Source organism: Rhizobium sp. NLR8a, from assembly GCF_019685235.1.
Taxonomy (GTDB): domain Bacteria; phylum Pseudomonadota; class Alphaproteobacteria; order Rhizobiales; family Rhizobiaceae; genus Rhizobium.
In genome coordinates, this window is record NZ_JABDWI010000025.1 from 17,494 (window position 1) to 34,262 (window position 16,769).

The window sequence follows — 16,769 nt, forward strand, 5'->3', positions numbered from 1 at the left end:
CGCGCCGTGACCGAAAGGATATGGACAAATATCCGGACAATTTCCACGCCGACGGCATCATCATTGATTTGGGACAAGGAAGAGCGTGCGGCCTGAGGTCATAAGGCATCCTGCTTTTGAAAAGGGATGTGACAATGTCCGACGATCTGGTCGCCAAATACGGCGATGCGCGGCTTCCGCGTTATACGAGTTACCCGACGGCACCGGCTTTTTCGGCCACCGTTGGGCCGGATGAATATGCCCGCGGTCTCGCCGATATCGGCAAGACCGGGCCTGTTTCGGTTTATCTCCACGTACCGTTCTGCCATTCGATGTGCTGGTACTGCGGCTGCCACACGACCAACACCCGGCAGGACGCCCCGGTCGTCGAATATCTTGATGTGATGAACCAGGAGATCGAACTCGTCTCCTTTGCCGCCGGAAACGACGTGCCCGTCAGGAACGTTCATTTCGGCGGCGGCACCCCTACAATCATGAAACCTCGGGACTTTTCCGCCCTGATGGCAAAGCTCAGGAGCGCCTTTGCTTTCGAGGCAGATGCCAGTGTTGCCGTGGAGATCGATCCGCGCAGATTGGCCGCTCCCATGATCGATGCGCTCTGCGAAAACGGCGTCGATCGCGCGAGCCTCGGCGTCCAGAGCTTCGATCCGGTCGTGCAGGCGGCAATCAACCGGCTGCAGTCCTTCGAGCAGACGGAGACGACAGTGGCCGAGTTGCGGTCCGCAGGTGTGACCAGCATCAATTTCGACCTGATCTATGGCCTTCCGAAGCAGACGGTACAATCCTGCTTGGAAACGGTCCGCCTGGCCACAGAGCTGCGTCCCGAACGTTTCGCCGTCTTCGGTTACGCCCACATACCCACCTTCAAGAAGCATCAACGCCTAATCGACGAAGCATCGCTGCCGGACGCAAAACAGCGGAATGAGCAGGCCGAAGCCATCGCCCGGGAGCTTCAACAAGCCGGATATGTGCGTATCGGGCTCGATCATTTTGCACTGCCGCAGGATCAGCTCGCACTTGCCGCCCGCAACGGCACGATGAGACGGAACTTCCAGGGCTATACCACGGATGATTGCGATAGCCTCATCGGCCTTGGCGCTTCCGCGATCGGACGGCTGCCGAGCGGCTATATGCAGAACCACGTGCCTCTCGGACTTTATGCCGAGCGGGTTGCCGCCGGCATGCTGCCCACGGCCAAGGGTTATCTTCTCAGCGAAGAGGACAAACTTCGCGCGAGAATCATCGAAAGGCTGATGTGCGATTTCGAGGTCGATCTCGGAAAGGTGAGCAGCGGCTCGGGTTTCGACACCGGCTTCCTTGTCGAACGCAACGAGCGCCTAGGCGAGCTGGTGGCCGACGGCGTCGTGGCGATCAGCGGCGAGCGGATCGTCGTATCTCAGGATGCACGCTTCATGGTCCGTGCCGTCGCGGCGGCATTCGACGCCTATTTCGGCTCGCACGGACGCACGCACAGCAAGGCCGCCTGACCTGAATCAGAGCCAGGCCGGAAGTGCCGATCCATGACTCCGGCCTGTTTACTCATGCCCTTCAGGCGGTGGGTTGATAGATTGCTGGCAGGGGTGCGCCAGCACCGTCTTCGCGTTTGTCACACGGCAGTAGAGATCGCCGGTCATTTCTTGCAGAGGTAATATGATGAACAAACCGATTCCGACCGATTTCATGGAACTCGAACGCTGCTACGACCAACTGATGTTGTGGTGCGACGTGCTCCAGGCAATCGCCGATTTCCTGCCTTGCCACATAGACGAAGATCTTTGCGACCGCATCTCTCGCGGCCTGCTTCCGCTGCTGCAGACGACGCATGAGCTCGAACAGCGGCTGATCTCCTCCCGGCTCGGATTGATCATGGACGCCGCGGAAAAAGCCGGCGCGGAAGAACGGCGGCGGGCAGGCCGCCTGGTGGGTCTTGGCGCCGCGCGAGACGTGGCCGTCACCCTGGAAACGGTGGGCGAGGGGGGCTGCCGGCTGTCCTGGGAAACTGTCGGATATCAGCTGCGTTCGTTCTTCTGCTCGATGCGCAGTCATATCCGGTCCGAACGCGAGATCATGACGTTAATGCAGCGGGCGACGGAAACTGCAGCGCGGCTGGAGGAGGCGACCAATCGGACCGAAGCAGCCTGAGCAAAGCCGGATTACCGTGCCGACATCTCAAGAACGCGCTTGCCGGTCCACGCGCCGCAACAGGCTTTTCAATTCCGGCTCGTTCACCATTGAGGCCGCCTCGAGAGGCGGCATCCAGGCGAGCTTGCGCTCCTTGTGCTCCGGGAAACGGGACTTGGTGTGGCGAACCGTCATGACGTGCACCGTCACGAATGACGCCACCTGTTTCCCATCCTGAAGCGTCTTGAGATAGGAGAAGCAGCCGAAAGCGCGTTTCTTCGCCCGCCCCTTCACACCCGCTTCTTCCCAGGCCTCACGCTCGACCACCTCATGCGGCGCGAGACCCTTGATGGGCCAGCCCTTCGGAATGGTCCACCGTTTCGCGCGTCGTGATGAGCAGGACCTCATAACCGCCGCCCGGTCCATCACGCAGGCAAAGCGCACCGAATTGCTCCAGGGCCTTGCCGAGGAGGATTGTCTCGGCATGGTCGGCTAGCTGGGACAAGAGTGTCGGGGCCTTGTTCATAGAATTCAGATGTGTCGGTTGTTCACCTTGGCAAGCAGACGCGACGGTTGAATTCCGCAGTGACCGTCATTCCGACAGGCTGCTTTTGAAATGCGCCGAATGACTTCGGCCGGCGCCGGTCCAGCGTCTCGTTGCCAGCCGGCATCTAACAGCTGCGCCGGCCGCACAGACAACCGCCGCGAAAGCAAGCATCACAGGCTTGAACATGATGGTTCTCCATCGTGCGGGATGGCGCGCGATCACGGCCATCCGCACCGGTCGTTGATCACTGGGCGATATGGACAAGATCGGCATCGAGCCGCTTGCGTACCATGTTCGGCACCTTTGCCGTCTTGATCGCTTCGAGATTGGCCGGGCTGTCGCCGACCTGGATCAAGGCAACCATGCCCATGCCGGCATGCGGCGTGCATTTCAGGACATAGGCGCCGGCAACATCGAATTTGGCCTGATACTGTTCGTTCGGCTTGGATTTGAATTCGGCGACGCCATCCGGAATGAGGCCCTTGAAGGTCTCGACGTTGTGGCTCTTGTCGGTGGGAATGAAGGTGACGGTGTCGCCGGGGGCGATCTTCAAGAAGCCGGGCTCGAACACCATTGCGCCGTCGGCGCCCTTGTTGAGCATCTGAACCTGGTGGTCGGCGGCCAGCAACGGCGCTGCCGAGGCAATCAAGGCTGCCGCCGCAGCGATCAGACCGAATTTCAAACGCATTTGCAATCTCCTGTTCTGCGAGGCTCGATCAGCCTCATGAACCTGTTTTAGGAGATGCCGAAACCGGCCTCTTTGACGCCCGTCAAATTCCCGGAAAAAGCTGAAGATCAGTTTTTGGCTGTTGCCCGCCACACCAGGAATGGCCTTGCCTTACTCGGCCATACGGCCTTGCGCCAATTGCCGGAGCGTTCCGACGAAGCCGTCAGGCGACACAGATGACCGGGAGGACGTTCGCCTGGCGAGCGTCAGCAATTCGAGATGGAAGCAGGTCCGAGATCACCTCGCGTCGAGAAGCTCGCGGATCTTCAACCCCAGTTCCTTGGCGGTATAGGGCTTGCGCAGCCACTGTGCGCCGGGAACGATGCCTTTGCCCGCAAGGCCCGGCTCGCTATATCCGGAGGTGAACAAAACCGCGATGTCGGGACGCTGGAGGCGCACCTGTCGTGCGAGTTCGTCGCCCGTCATCCCGCCCGGCATGACGATATCGGTGAACAGCAGCGCGATTTCGGGATTTTCCCGCAGGAGGTCGAGTGCACGGTGGCCGTTTTCGGCTTCACGCACCCTGTAGCCCATTGAGGCGAGCCTGGCGACGGCCACGCGGCGGACGCGGGCATCATCCTCGACGACCAGCACCGTTTCGTCGCCGCGCGGCAGCTGGCTCTCGCCGCTGCCATCATCCGCCGCGGGCTCCCGGGGTTTTACCCCGTTGACCGCCGGCAGATATATCCTGACCGTCGTGCCGCGCCCCACCTCGCTGTAAAGCTGGAGATGCCCGCCCGACTGTTTGACGAAACCATAGACCATGCTGAGTCCGAGCCCCGTGCCCGAGCCGACCTCCTTGGTGGTGAAAAACGGCTCGATCGCGCGCTTCCTGACCTCCTCGGTCATGCCCGTGCCGGTGTCCGTCATGGTAATGAGGACAAAGTTGCCGCTGCGCACCTCCGGATACATTTTCGCATAATCGGCATCGAGATGGACGTGCGAAATCGTTGTCGTCAGACTGCCGCCCTTCGGCATGGCGTCCCTTGCGTTCAGGGCAATATTGAGAATGGCGTTCTGAAGCTGTGAACTGTCGACGAGGACGTTGAGGCCCGACCCGTCAATGACGGTCGACAGCCTGATATCTTCGCCGAGCGTTCGTCGCAGCATATCCGAAAAGCCGCTGAGGAGCTGACCGAGATCGGCATGTTTGGGATTCAGCGGCTGCCGTCGGCCGAAAGCCAGCAGCTGGCCGGTCAGGATCGCCCCGTCCTGCGCGGCGGCCTGAGCCTCGTGGAGAATGTCTCGAAGGCTTCCGGAGGGCAGCTTGTCCTCAATCATTTCGAGATTGCCGCTGATGACGGTGAGAAGATTGTTGAAATCGTGCGCGATGCCACCCGTTAATTGGCCGACGGCTTCCATCTTCTGGGCCTGACGGAGATCCTCCTCGATCTTGAATCGGCTCGTCAGATCGCGGACGAAACCCGTGAAAATCCGCTCGCCATTGGCCGTCGCCTCGCCAACGTGCAATTCCATGGGGAATTGCGATCCATCGGCCCGCTGTCCGGTTACGACGCGCCCGTAGCCGATGATGCGCTTCTCGCCGGTTTCGATGTAGTGGTCGATATAGCCGTCGTGGGCGTCGCGGTAGGGATTCGGCATCAGATTGCTGACATTACGGCCGCAAATCTCCTCCGCCGGCATTCCGAACAGTTTTTCGGCAGCCTTGCTGAACGACAGTACCGTTCCCTTGTGGTCAATGACTACCATTGCGTCGGGCACTGTATCGAGGATCGAACTGAGATGTGCCTCACGCGACTTGACCGCCTCCTGAGCCTGCCTCAGGGCGCTGACATCGCTGTTTGTCTGGATGACGGTAAGCTCTCCGTCCGGCAGATTGACCAGCACGCAGCGGGAGGCGACATGGATGTCGTGCCCGCTCTTATGGCGATGAATGATTTCGCCGTGCCAGAAGCCGCGCGATTTCAACTGATCGCGGATGTTTTCCGCCGGTTCGGGAAACTTCGTCGCCAGAAGTTCGTGGACCTTCTCGCTGACGGCCTCCTCTCTTGCCCAGCCATACATGTTCTCGCAGCCGATCGACCAATGCGTGATCGTTCCGTCGAAACGATGAACCATGATATCCGCTCCGTCGAGCACGTGCACCATGGCATCCAGCTCCTGCGGCGATGCGGTTCTCGGTGACACGAGGCGGTGAGGCATGAATGTCGATCCTCCGGCTTGTTCCATCAGTGCAGGTTGACCCTATGACAGGAATCGTCAGTAAAATCATCTGCGTCGCCGGACAACTGTTTCAGGCGGGCGAGATTGACGATCCTCAGGTCGTGCCTGCCCTCGGGAATAACGATGTTGCGTGATGCCAGTTTCGTGATCGTGCGAGACACGGTCTCGATGGTCAGGCCGAGATGATCCGCAATGTCCTGGCGGTTCATCGGAACGCGCACCAACCCTTGGCGCGGCCGCGGGTTGCGGCGCGATGCAAGCTTGACGATGAAACTGCAGAGGCGTTCCTCGGCATTCTTTTTCGACAACAGCACCATCTGTTCATGCGCAGCGGCCGCCTCCTGGCAGAGCAGGGAGATATAGGCCGGGCCGAGGGCGTCGGAACGGGCGACTTCTTCATGAAAGCTCTTGCGCGACATGCGCCGGATCTTGCATTCGGTGACGGCCTCCGCAGTGAAAATGAAATCGTTCTGCAAGGATGCGCCGATGAGATCGCCGGCGAAATGAAAGGCGGTGATCACCCGGCGGCCTTCGCCGATGATGCGATGCAGGCGAACGACGCCTTCTTCCACCTGGAAGAGATGCTTCGCCTGATCGCCCTCCCAGCAAATCGCCTTGCCGGCTGCGACGGGTTCCGCCGCCGAGCTCCGGAAAAGCGACGAAAGCGATTGGCCGGCATTAATGGCTTCGCCCGTTTGCTCGGCATTTTCGAACGCGTGGTTGTTCTGCATCAGCATCGTCGTGTCCCCTCGTGGCAGTGGGTGCAGTAGAAAGCCGCTGCGTCACACGCGAATGAGCGGACGGTGCCAAAGGGTGAAAGAGTGTAACAATGTGTAACAGCGGCGGTCCATCCGCAGCTTGGAGTCTCCTTGTTGATGTAGATCAAGGAGCCGTCGCCGGCTTCGTGACAGTCCTGCCCCGAACTACGAGAAAGCCGGCCGCGGGGCGGTCGTCTTTGCACTGGGGACGACATCATGAATTATACTGTGGAAACAATGATGCTCGCGGTCGCGGCGTTTCTAGCGCTGCTCGGAGCCGCATCCGCGCATGATCATCTCTTTGCGGTCCATATGGGCATACTCAGCTTCTGCCTGGTTGCGGGAACCCTGCTCCTTGTCAGGAGGATCGACTTCGCACCGGCGGACCAACGGCGGAAGGTCGACCTGTCCGGCTATTTCGACGACGTGATCCGCTATGGTCTGATCGCCACCGTATTCTGGGGCGTGGTCGGCTTCCTGGTCGGCGTCATTATCGCGCTGCAACTGGCCTTTCCCGACCTCAATTTCGCGCCCTATCTCAATTTCGGCAGGCTGCGGCCGGTTCACACATCGGCGGTCATCTTCGCTTTCGGCGGCAACGCGCTGATCATGACGTCCTTCTACGTGGTGCAGCGGACCTGTCGCGCACGTCTCTTCGGCGGCAGCCTCGCCTGGTTCGTCTTCTGGGGGTACCAGCTCTTCATCGTCATGGCGGCAACCGGCTACGTGCTCGGCATCACCCAGGCGCGTGAATATGCCGAGCCCGAATGGTATGTCGACCTGTGGCTGACCGTTGTCTGGGTCGCCTATCTCGCCGTCTATCTCGGAACGATCCTGAAGCGCAAAGAACCACACATCTATGTGGCGAACTGGTTCTATCTCGGCTTCATCGTCACCATCGCGATGCTGCACGTGGTCAACAACCTTGCGGTACCGGCCTCGTTCCTCGGGTCCAAGAGCTATTCTCTCTTCTCGGGCGTTCAGGATGCGCTGACGCAGTGGTGGTATGGCCACAACGCCGTCGGCTTTTTCCTTACCGCCGGCTTCCTCGGCATGATGTACTATTTCGTGCCGAAGCAGGCCAACCGGCCCGTCTATTCGTACCGGCTCTCGATCATCCACTTCTGGGCCCTGATCTTCATGTATATCTGGGCCGGCCCGCACCATCTCCATTACACGGCGCTGCCCGACTGGGCCCAGACGCTCGGCATGGTTTTCTCGGTCATGCTCTGGATGCCCTCCTGGGGCGGCATGATCAACGGCCTGATGACCCTTTCGGGCGCCTGGGACAAGATCCGCACCGACCCGATCATCCGCATGATGATCGTCGCCATCGCCTTTTACGGCATGTCGACCTTCGAGGGCCCGATGATGTCGGTCAAAACGGTCAATTCGCTCAGCCACTATACCGAATGGACGATCGGCCATGTGCATTCCGGCGCGCTGGGCTGGGTCGGGATGATCACCTTCGGGGCGATCTATTACCTGACACCGAAATTGTGGGGGCGCGAACGTCTCTACAGCCTGCGGATGGTCAACTGGCACTTCTGGCTCGCGACCCTCGGGATCGTGATCTACGCCGCCGTGCTCTGGGTTGCCGGTATCCAGCAGGGGCTGATGTGGCGCGAATACAATTCCCAGGGCTTTCTCGTCTATTCCTTCGCCGAAACGGTCGCGGCGATGATCCCCTACTACGTGCTGCGCGCGGTCGGCGGAGCGCTTTATCTGGCGGGCGGTCTCGTCATGGCCTGGAACGTGTTCATGACGATCCGCGGCCACCTGCGCGACGAAGCCGCAATCCCGACCACTTTCGTGCCCCAGGCACAGCCTGCCGAATGAGGTGAGACATGGCATCGATATTGGATAAACATAAGATCCTCGAGAAGAACGCGACGCTTCTTCTGGTCGGCTCGCTGCTCGTCGTCAGCATCGGCGGCATCGTTGAAATCGCACCGCTGTTCTATCTGCAGAACACGATCGAGAAAGTGGAAGGCATGCGGCCTTACACGCCGCTGGAGCTCGCCGGGCGCAACGTCTATATCCGTGAAGGCTGCTATCTCTGCCATAGCCAGATGATCAGGCCGTTCCGTGATGAAGTCGAACGTTACGGCCATTATTCGCTGGCCGCGGAATCGATTTACGACCATCCGTTCCAGTGGGGATCCAAACGCACCGGGCCGGACCTGGCCCGTGTCGGCGGACGTTACTCGAACGAATGGCATGTCCAGCATCTCGCAAATCCGCGGGCCGTGGTGCCGGAATCGATCATGCCGAGCTACGCCTTCCTCAAGGAGCGGGAGGTCACCGTCAAGGACGTCGGAATGGACCTCAAGGCCAACGAGGACGTCGGCGTGCCTTACAACGACGACATGCTGGCGAATGCGGAGGCCGACATGAAGGCTCAGGCCGATCCGAATGCGGACACGATGGCCCTCCTCGAACGCTATCCGAAGGCTAAGGTCGGCGATTTCGACGGCGACCCGACCAGGCTGACCGAAATGGACGCGCTGGTCTCCTATCTGCAGATGCTCGGAACGCTGGTCGATTTTTCGACCTATGACGACGCGTCCGGCTACCGTTGAGGTGATCCATGGAAACCTACACTGCAATGAGACACTTCGCCGACAGCTGGGGGCTCCTCGCCATGGCGGCATTCTTCGTCGGCGTGGTCGTATTCACCCTTCGCCCGGGCAGCAAGCAGACGGCGAAAGAAGCCGCCGATATTCCCTTGAAGGACGATTGAGATGTCGGAAAAACATATCGATGAATTCAGCGGTGTCGAAACGACCGGACATGAATGGGACGGCATCCGCGAGCTCAACAATCCCATGCCCCGATGGTGGGTGTGGACCTTCTACGCCACCATACTTTGGGCGGTTGGCTATGCGATTGCATACCCCGCTATCCCGATGATCACTTCCGCCACTAAAGGCTATTTCGGCTACTCAACCCGCGCGGAGCTGCAGCAGGATCTAAATCAGGCCAAGGCGTCTCAGACGCAGTTTCACGACCTGATTGCTGCAAAGACGGTTCAGGAGATCGACGCCGATCCTGCCCTCCGTGAATTCGCAATTGCCGGCGGTGCGTCCTCATTCAAAGTCAATTGCGCGCCCTGTCATGGCTCGGGGGCGAGCGGCGGCCCCGGCTTTCCCAACCTGAACGATGACGACTGGCTGTGGGGCGGCGACTTGGGCGCCATCCAGACGACGATCGCCCACGGGATCCGATTCGATTCGGATGCCGAAACGCACGCCTCCGAGATGCCGGCCTTTGCCGATGTGCTGGAGCCTGTCCAGATGCGACAGGTCGCCGCCTACGTCTGGGGGCTGACCAACGCGCCCTCGAATCCCACAGTCGCGGAAGCCGGAAAAAAGGTCTTTCTCGATAACTGCGCAGCATGTCACGGCGAGGATGCCAGAGGAAAGGCGGAAATGGGTGCCCCGGATCTTGCCGACGCGATTTGGCTGAAGGCACGCGGCGAGGATGCCATCGTCCGCCAGGTCGCCTTTCCCAAACATGGCGTCATGCCTGCCTGGGCAGCACGCTTGGGCGACACGACAGTCAAGGAGCTCACCATTTTCGTCCATTCGCTTGGCGGCGGAACCTAGAGCAACCCAAGCAAAAGTGCGCGGCGGTTTTGCGCCCGCAATGGCGAGAAAACAAAGAGATAGAGCATTTCCGTGATTCAAGGAAAACGGAAATGCTCCAAGGAGAAACGATAACAGTCCACGGTCACAATCCCATCCTCGGTCTCTATGGCACGCCGCGCGCCATCATCCGCTCTCGCGTTTCGGAACGCGCCAAGGCGGTGGCGCCGTCGGCCGAACAGGAGGATCCGGCAAAGATCGGAAATTCGATCGTAAGCTTGATCTGCCTCAAGGATCACAAGCAGACGAGCCGATAATTTCAGCTCCTGTCGAGGACGTCTCAGCGGTGTTTCTCCCCCGCTGTCCTCCGGCCACGCCCTTACCCCGGGGCGTGGTCTTTTCATTCCGAAAGGTCATTTCTTGATCTGCATCAAGGAACGGATGCGCCGCGGGTGGGACAAGGGCAGGCAAACACTGGACAGGTCTCCATGAATCTCTACACCGCCCCAGATCCGAATGACATCGAGCGCGTCAGTGTCGAGCCGGTCAACGCCCGGCGCAACCGACAGCCTCTCTATGCGCCGCGCAAGAAGATCTTCCCAAAGCGCGCCGAGGGTCGATTCCGCCGGTTCAAATGGATGGTGATGCTGATCACGCTCGGCATTTATTACCTGGCGCCGTGGATCCGCTGGGATCGCGGTCCCTACGCGCCCGATCAGGCAATTCTCGTCGACCTCTCCTCCCGGCGCTTCTTCTTTTTCTTCATCGAAATCTGGCCCCAGGAATTCTACTATGTCGCGGGCCTGCTCGTCATGGCGGGCTTTGGCCTCTTTCTCGTCACCGCCGCGGTCGGCCGCGCCTGGTGCGGCTACGCCTGTCCGCAGACAGTCTGGGTAGACCTGTTTCTCGTCGTCGAACGCGCCATGGAAGGGGACCGGAACGCGCGAATGAAGCTCGACGCCGGCCCCTTCACTTTCGACAAGCTCAGCAAGCGGTTGATCAAGCATGCGATCTGGCTGTTGATCGGAGGCGCCACCGGCGGGGCGTGGATCTTCTATTTTGCCGACGCGCCGAGCCTGGCGGCTTCGCTGTTTGGTGGCGGCGCTCCTGCGGCCGCCTATGCAACGATCGCCATCCTGACAGCCACGACCTATGTGCTTGGGGGGCTGATGCGCGAACAGGTGTGCACCTACATGTGTCCGTGGCCGCGCATTCAGGGCGCGATGCTGGACGAGAATTCGCTTGTCGTCACCTACAATGACTGGCGAGGCGAGCAGCGGTCGCGCCACGCCAAGAAAACCCAGGCCAAGGGCCTGCCGGTCGGCGATTGCGTGGATTGCAATGCCTGCGTCGCGGTCTGTCCGATGGGCATCGACATACGCGACGGTCAGCAGATGGAATGCATCACATGCGCGCTCTGCATCGATGCCTGCGACGGCGTCATGGACAAGCTGGGAAAACCTCGCGGGCTGATCGCCTATGCGACGCTCAGCGAATATTCGAGCAACATGTCGCTTGCGACGGACGGAGGACGGACCGCCATCCAGCCCTCCAATGTCCGAAACGCCGATGGAAGCTTCATCTCGGCGGTCCGGCATTTCGACTGGCGGATCATCTTTCGTCCGAGGATCGTTTTCTACGCCGTCGTCTGGGCATCGATCGGCATCGCCATGGTCATCCATCTTGCCTTCCGCGAACGACTCGAACTCAACGTCGTCCATGATCGCAACCCCCAATATGTCCTGGAAAGCGACGGCTCCATCCGCAACGGCTACACACTTCGCGTCCTCAACATGGTGCCGACGCCGCGGGATGTGACCATCACCCTCATCGGGCTCGAGGGCGGCGTGATGCGCATTCCCGAGTTCGGCAGGCAGGATGGCCGCAGCTTCACGGTCCATGCCGAACCGGACGCGGCCACGACGCTGAAGGTCTTCGTGACGCGCAAGCCCGACGGGGCCGAGATCAATGAATTCCTATTCGTTATCGAAGATTCGGACCATTCCGACCGGGCGACCTATCGCGCGGCGTTCAACGCACCGGGAGAGGTGAAATGAAGGCGTCCACTCGAGGTTTTACCGGCTTGCACATGCTGCTCGCCACCTCGGCATTTTTCGCCGTCGTGATTGCCGTCAACGTCACCATGGCCTTCTATGCCTCATCCAGCTGGAGCGGCCTGGTCGTTGAAAACACCTATGTGGCCAGTCAGGAATTCAACGGCAAGGCGGCAGCGATGAAGGCGATGGCCGCCTCCGGCGTCGAGGGCGCTCTCTCCGTCAAGGGCCGCGCGATCCGCTACGACATCCACGATGGCAAGGGCGCGCCTGCGATCATCGACGATGTCACGCTGAACTTCAAAAGACCGGTCGGTGATCACGAGGACTTCCACCTGACGCTCCGGAGGACCGGCGATGGCCGGTTCGAAGCCGACCACGAGGTGACCGGCGGCGACTGGATCGTCGAGGCCATATCGAGAAGGAACGGCGTGGTCGTCATGCACGAGGCGAAGCGCATCGATACGGCGGAGTTTGGCCAATGACCTGCTGCACCATGGATACGGAAAGCGTACTCGCCCTCAGCGCGACATCGGCCAGCGCCGACGAAGTCCGGCTGGCGAGCCACCCGCTCGGGGCCGGATTGCATCAGCTCGACCTCAGTGTCCCCGACGTCCACTGCGGCGGCTGCATAGTCACCATCGAAAAAGCGCTGTCGGCGCTTCCCTTCGTCAGGAAGGCCCGGGTCAATCTCACTGCCCGCCGGGTTAGCTGCATCTATCAGGAAGAATTCGAAAGGCAGGCGACCGATCCCTCCGAAATCCTCGCAGCCATCAATGCGGTTGGATACCGCGCGCATCTCCTCACAGCCGCGGCGCCTGAAAACGACCGAATCAGGAACCAGTTGCTGCTGGCGATCGGGGTTTCTGGTTTTGCAGCTGCCAACATCATGCTGCTCTCGGTGTCGGTCTGGTCTGGCGCCGACGCGGCGACCCGGGACATGTTTCACTGGATCTCGGCGATGATCGCGGCCCCCGCACTGGTCTATGCGGGGCGCTTCTTCTTCAAATCGGCCTGGAACGCCTTGAAACGCGGGCGCACCAACATGGACGTTCCGATCTCGCTCGCGGTGACGCTCTCCTATGCCGTCTCCCTGTGGGAGACCGTGCATCACGGCGAACACGCATGGTTCGACGCTTCGGTTTCGCTGCTGTTCTTCCTGCTGATCGGCAGAACCCTCGATCACGTAATGCGCGAAAAGGCACGCGCGGCGATCAACGGTCTGGCAAGACTGGCCCCGCGCGGGGCGCTGCTGATGATGCCGGACGGATCGCGCCGCTACGTTCCGGTGGAAGAGATCGCGGTGGGTGACGACATCGCGATCGCGGCGGGCGAGCGCATCCCCGTCGACGGCATGATCGTCAACGGCGAGAGCGACGTGGACCTCTCCATCGTCACCGGTGAAAGCAGTCCGGTCGCCGTCGCCAAAGGCAGCGCGGTGAATTCGGGTGCGATGAACTTGACCGGCTCCCTCATCCTGAGGGCGACGAAAGTGGCGAGGGATTCCCTTCTATCGGAAATCATCAGCCTCATGGAAGCCGCCGAAGGCGGCAGGGCTCGCTATCGCCGGATCGCCGATCGGGCCGCAGCGCTCTATTCCCCGGCCGTGCACCTGTTGGCGCTGGTCTCCTTTCTCGCCTGGGGATTTTTCGGCGGCGACTGGAAACAGGCGATGCTGGTCGCGGTCGCGGTGCTGATCATTACATGCCCGTGCGCGCTCGGCCTTGCCGTTCCCGTGGTTCAGGTGGTCGCGGCGGGTGAGCTTTTTCGCAAGGGCATCATGGTCAAGGACGGTTCGGCGCTCGAAAGACTGGCCGAGGCGGATATCGTCGCCTTCGACAAGACCGGCACGCTGACGATGGGGCGGCCCCGCCTCGTCGGGGTCGAGGCGACCGACGCGAGCAATACCGCCATCGCCTGCGCATTATCCGCGCATTCACGGCATCCTCTTTCCCAGGCGCTGCTGCGGGACATGGAGCAGGCTTCTTCCTTCTCCTTCGACAGGGTCACGGAAATACCCGCTGGGGGGCTGGAGGCCAGCAATGGAACGGATGTCTATCGGCTGGGCAATCGGGCCTTTGCCTGCGAAACCGGCCCTACGACCGGCGCGGCCGACAGGCCGTTTTCGGAAGTGGTCCTGTCGAAGAACGGTGCCGAACTGGCATATTTCCTCTTTGACGACACGCTTCGCCCCGGCGCTGCCGAGGCTGTCCGCGATATCACTGCCGCCGGCCTTGAAACGCTGATGGTATCAGGCGACCGGCAAACCGTCGTCGACAACACGGCGCGGGCTCTCGGTATTCGAAGGGCTCTGAGCGCGGTGGCGCCGAAGCAGAAGGTCGAGGAATGCCAGAGGCTGAGCGGCGAGGGCCATCGCGTGCTCATGGTCGGCGACGGGATCAACGACGCGCCGGCACTTGCCGCCGCGCATGTCTCGATGGCGCCCGCCACCGCATCCGACATCGGCAGGCAGGCCGCCGACCTCGTCTTTTTCAACGAACGGCTCGATGCCGTTCCGGAAGCGATCGCCGTCGCGCGACGATCCGCCAGCCTGATCCGGCAGAACTTTGTTCTGGCCATCGGCTACAACCTGCTGGCGGTCCCGATCGCGATCGCCGGACTGGCGACGCCGCTGATCGCAGCGGTGGCCATGTCGACATCATCGATCATCGTCGTAACCAATGCGCTGCGGTTGAATACCTTCGGCAAACACTCCCCCATGCCGACCGAAGCGCGAGCCGGCGGGGAGGTCAAAACCGCATGAACATGCTGATCTATCTGATCCCGATCGCGCTGCTGATGGGGGGAATGGGCCTCCTGGCATTCCTCTGGTCGCTGAAGAGCGGCCAGTATGACGACCTTGAAGGAGCCGCTTGGCGAATTCTCATCGAGGACGAAACCGACCGCAACAAATCTTGAGCCGCATATGACCAAGACGAGAGGAAGATCGATGCTTGCGAAAAATCCCATACTTTTGCGGTCTGACCTGTTCGACGGCCTCCACGAGTCGACGATAGAGGAGCTCGCCGCTACAGCTCAGTTTCAAACATTCGCTGCGGATGAGCGGATCATCGCAGAAGGCCAGCCAGCGTTGTTCGTCTATTGCGTGATGAGCGGATTCGTCCGACTTTCCAAATCCGAGTCCGCCGGGCGCGAGGCGGATATCTGCGTCTGCGAGCCCGGCGACACCTTCGGCGAATATCTTCTGTCGGGCGGCGGCACCTACGCCTACGGCGCGTGGTCCGCCGACGGAGCGGAGGTGGCCCTGTTCGAACTTGCGGACTTGCGGGCGCTCGCCGAGCGGTACCCCACCATTCATCGCAACGTCATGCGAATCATGACCCGACATCTGCTCGGCGCGATGGATTGCATAGCAGGAGACCGGCTGCACACGGCCGCGCAACGTGTCGCGAACTACCTCGTGAGCCGTTGCCCGGCCTCGGCGTCGCAGGCCACATTTCGCCTGCCTTACCGGAAGAGGATCCTGGCCGGCAAACTGGGGCTTGCGCCCGAAGCCCTTTCGCGCGCATTCGCGGCGCTCGTTCCTGCAGGTGTCGAAGTCAGAGGCAAGATTGTCCTGGTCGACAGTGTCGACCAGTTGCGGAAGGCGTGCTGACATCGGGAAGCCGGAAAAGAGCGCCGCAATTTGACCGGCGTCAATGTGGCGATCGCCCGCTCCACTAAGGTCGGGGCGAAAGGCACCTCGACGTCATGCTTATCTGGATTGTTTTCGCGGTCATCGCGACTGCCGTCATTGCTTCCCTTCTTCATCCGTTTGCTTCGGGCCTTGCCCGGATCGACAGTGGTGCGGCTGATGCATGCCGGGTCTATCGGGACCAGCTTGTCGACCTCGACAGGGACATGGAGACGAGCCAACTCCCTCGCAACGAGTACGAATATGCCCGTGCCGAAATCGCGCGGCGGCTTTTCAAGGCAACCGAACAACAGTGTGAAGAGCGCCGGAGACCGCCGCATGCCCATCGATGGCCGAAGCTGGCCATCAGCTTATTTCTGCCGCTCGCGAGCATCGGCCTTTATGCCCGGCTGGGTTCGCCCGACATGCCGTCGCAGCCGCTGCAGGCGCGGCTGGAAGATCCCGGCCACAATATCGCAATGCTCATTTCCAAGACGGAACGCCATCTCGCACGCCAGCCCGATGACGGGCGGGGATGGAACGTCATCGCTCCGGTCTACCTCAGGACCGGCCGGATCGCCGAGGCACAGTCGGCTTATCGGAATGCGCTGCGGATCCTCGGACCCGACGTCGATCGCCTGGGCGGCCTCGCCGAGGCCCTGATGATCGATGCGCAAGGTTCGGTGACCGCGGACACGCTTGACATCCTGCGGCAGATACTCCGGCTCGAACCGAAAAACCCGCGCGCGCTGTTCTACATCGCCGTCGGCATGGAGCAGGCGGGACGGACCACCGAGGCGCTGGCAGATTTCGAAGCGCTGGCGAAATTGTCGCCTGCCGGCGCGGCGTGGCTGCCGCTCGTCAACCAACATATTTCCGCCAATGGCGGCGTTCCGCTGGCCGCTTCGAGGCAGAAGCCTCACATGACAGCTGCAGGAGATTCGCAATGACGCGCAAGCAGAAGCGCCTTGCGGTGATCGCGGGCGGGATGAGTTTCATCCTTGCGGCGGTGCTTTTGGTGATGTTCGCCTTCAGCCAGTCGGTGGCCTATTTCTACATGCCGGCCGATCTGGCCAAGACGCCGGTGGCGCCGGAGACCCGCATCCGGCTGGGCGGCCTGGTCGGAGCGGGCAGCGTCGTGCGCGGCGCCGGTTCGA

17 protein-coding genes and 1 pseudogene are annotated in these 16,769 nt (G+C 61.1%); 14 read left to right on the plus strand and 4 right to left on the minus strand.

Annotation, left to right across the window (positions count from 1 at the left end):
• Window positions 1-134 precede the first annotated feature (134 nt).
• Together hemN and HJC04_RS31100 are read left to right on the plus strand one after the other, a co-directional pair.
• The gene (gene hemN, locus HJC04_RS31095; RefSeq protein ID WP_221124609.1) at window positions 135-1,487 is read left to right on the plus strand and encodes an oxygen-independent coproporphyrinogen III oxidase; all 1,353 of its coding nucleotides are present in this window, start codon (window positions 135-137) and stop codon (window positions 1,485-1,487) included.
• A gap of 166 nt (window positions 1,488-1,653) precedes the next feature.
• Complete coding sequence (locus HJC04_RS31100) at window positions 1,654-2,142, plus strand: hypothetical protein (protein ID WP_221123610.1); 489 nt, start codon at window positions 1,654-1,656, stop codon at window positions 2,140-2,142.
• A gap of 27 nt (window positions 2,143-2,169) precedes the next feature.
• On the opposite strand, the pseudogene HJC04_RS31105 reads toward HJC04_RS31100, so the two are convergent.
• The 4 genes and pseudogenes from HJC04_RS31105 to HJC04_RS31120 form a co-directional block, all read right to left on the minus strand.
• Window positions 2,170-2,647, minus strand: a pseudogene (locus tag HJC04_RS31105) (NUDIX hydrolase).
• A gap of 265 nt (window positions 2,648-2,912) precedes the next feature.
• A complete protein-coding gene (locus HJC04_RS31110; protein WP_210633378.1) occupies window positions 2,913-3,356 on the minus strand; it encodes a pseudoazurin in 444 nt (147 codons plus the stop codon).
• Window positions 3,357-3,632: 276 nt separating this feature from the next.
• On the minus strand, window positions 3,633-5,558 hold the full coding sequence (locus HJC04_RS31115; protein ID WP_210633376.1) for a PAS domain-containing sensor histidine kinase: 1,926 nt from the start codon (window positions 5,556-5,558) through the stop codon (window positions 3,633-3,635).
• Window positions 5,559-5,584: 26 nt separating this feature from the next.
• The gene (locus tag HJC04_RS31120) at window positions 5,585-6,316 is read right to left on the minus strand and encodes a Crp/Fnr family transcriptional regulator (RefSeq protein WP_210633375.1); all 732 of its coding nucleotides are present in this window, start codon (window positions 6,314-6,316) and stop codon (window positions 5,585-5,587) included.
• Window positions 6,317-6,553: 237 nt separating this feature from the next.
• On the opposite strand from HJC04_RS31120, the gene ccoN reads away from it, so the two are divergent.
• The 12 genes from ccoN to HJC04_RS31180 all read left to right on the plus strand — a co-directional run.
• On the plus strand, window positions 6,554-8,176 hold the full coding sequence (gene ccoN / locus HJC04_RS31125; RefSeq protein ID WP_221147802.1) for a cytochrome-c oxidase, cbb3-type subunit I: 1,623 nt from the start codon (window positions 6,554-6,556) through the stop codon (window positions 8,174-8,176).
• 8 nt (window positions 8,177-8,184) lie between these two features.
• A complete protein-coding gene (gene ccoO / locus HJC04_RS31130; protein ID WP_210633365.1) occupies window positions 8,185-8,919 on the plus strand; it encodes a cytochrome-c oxidase, cbb3-type subunit II in 735 nt (244 codons plus the stop codon).
• Window positions 8,920-8,927: 8 nt separating this feature from the next.
• Window positions 8,928-9,080 carry a CcoQ/FixQ family Cbb3-type cytochrome c oxidase assembly chaperone gene (locus HJC04_RS31135; protein ID WP_017969139.1) on the plus strand — a complete coding sequence of 51 codons (153 nt, stop codon included), beginning with the start codon at window positions 8,928-8,930 and terminating at the stop codon, window positions 9,078-9,080.
• A gap of 1 nt (window position 9,081) precedes the next feature.
• On the plus strand, window positions 9,082-9,945 hold the full coding sequence (gene ccoP / locus HJC04_RS31140) for a cytochrome-c oxidase, cbb3-type subunit III (protein ID WP_210633364.1): 864 nt from the start codon (window positions 9,082-9,084) through the stop codon (window positions 9,943-9,945).
• A gap of 110 nt (window positions 9,946-10,055) precedes the next feature.
• Window positions 10,056-10,241: a hypothetical protein gene (locus HJC04_RS31145; protein WP_221147805.1), complete on the plus strand. Its 186-nt coding sequence runs from the start codon at window positions 10,056-10,058 to the stop codon at window positions 10,239-10,241.
• 171 nt (window positions 10,242-10,412) lie between these two features.
• Window positions 10,413-11,981, plus strand: a complete 1,569-nt coding sequence (ccoG, locus tag HJC04_RS31150) for a cytochrome c oxidase accessory protein CcoG (RefSeq protein ID WP_210633361.1) — start codon at window positions 10,413-10,415, stop codon at window positions 11,979-11,981.
• On the plus strand, window positions 11,978-12,463 hold the full coding sequence (locus HJC04_RS31155) for a FixH family protein (RefSeq protein ID WP_210633359.1): 486 nt from the start codon (window positions 11,978-11,980) through the stop codon (window positions 12,461-12,463). The genes ccoG and HJC04_RS31155 overlap by 4 nt, the downstream gene beginning before the upstream one ends.
• Window positions 12,460-14,742 (plus strand): cation-translocating P-type ATPase, encoded by a 2,283-nt coding sequence (locus tag HJC04_RS31160; RefSeq protein WP_221147803.1) that lies wholly within the window; start codon window positions 12,460-12,462, stop codon window positions 14,740-14,742. Before HJC04_RS31155 ends, HJC04_RS31160 begins: the two co-directional genes overlap by 4 nt.
• Window positions 14,739-14,897: a cbb3-type cytochrome oxidase assembly protein CcoS gene (gene ccoS / locus HJC04_RS31165; RefSeq protein WP_210633356.1), complete on the plus strand. Its 159-nt coding sequence runs from the start codon at window positions 14,739-14,741 to the stop codon at window positions 14,895-14,897. The genes HJC04_RS31160 and ccoS overlap by 4 nt, the downstream gene beginning before the upstream one ends.
• A gap of 31 nt (window positions 14,898-14,928) precedes the next feature.
• Entirely contained in the window at window positions 14,929-15,594 is a 666-nt protein-coding gene (locus tag HJC04_RS31170) for a Crp/Fnr family transcriptional regulator (protein ID WP_210633549.1), read from the plus strand.
• Between the two features lie 95 nt (window positions 15,595-15,689).
• Entirely contained in the window at window positions 15,690-16,562 is an 873-nt protein-coding gene (gene ccmI / locus HJC04_RS31175) for a c-type cytochrome biogenesis protein CcmI (RefSeq protein ID WP_221147804.1), read from the plus strand.
• A partial coding sequence (locus HJC04_RS31180) for a cytochrome c maturation protein CcmE (RefSeq protein ID WP_221124229.1) occupies window positions 16,559-16,769 on the plus strand: 211 nt, incomplete at its 3' end. The genes ccmI and HJC04_RS31180, both read left to right, overlap by 4 nt.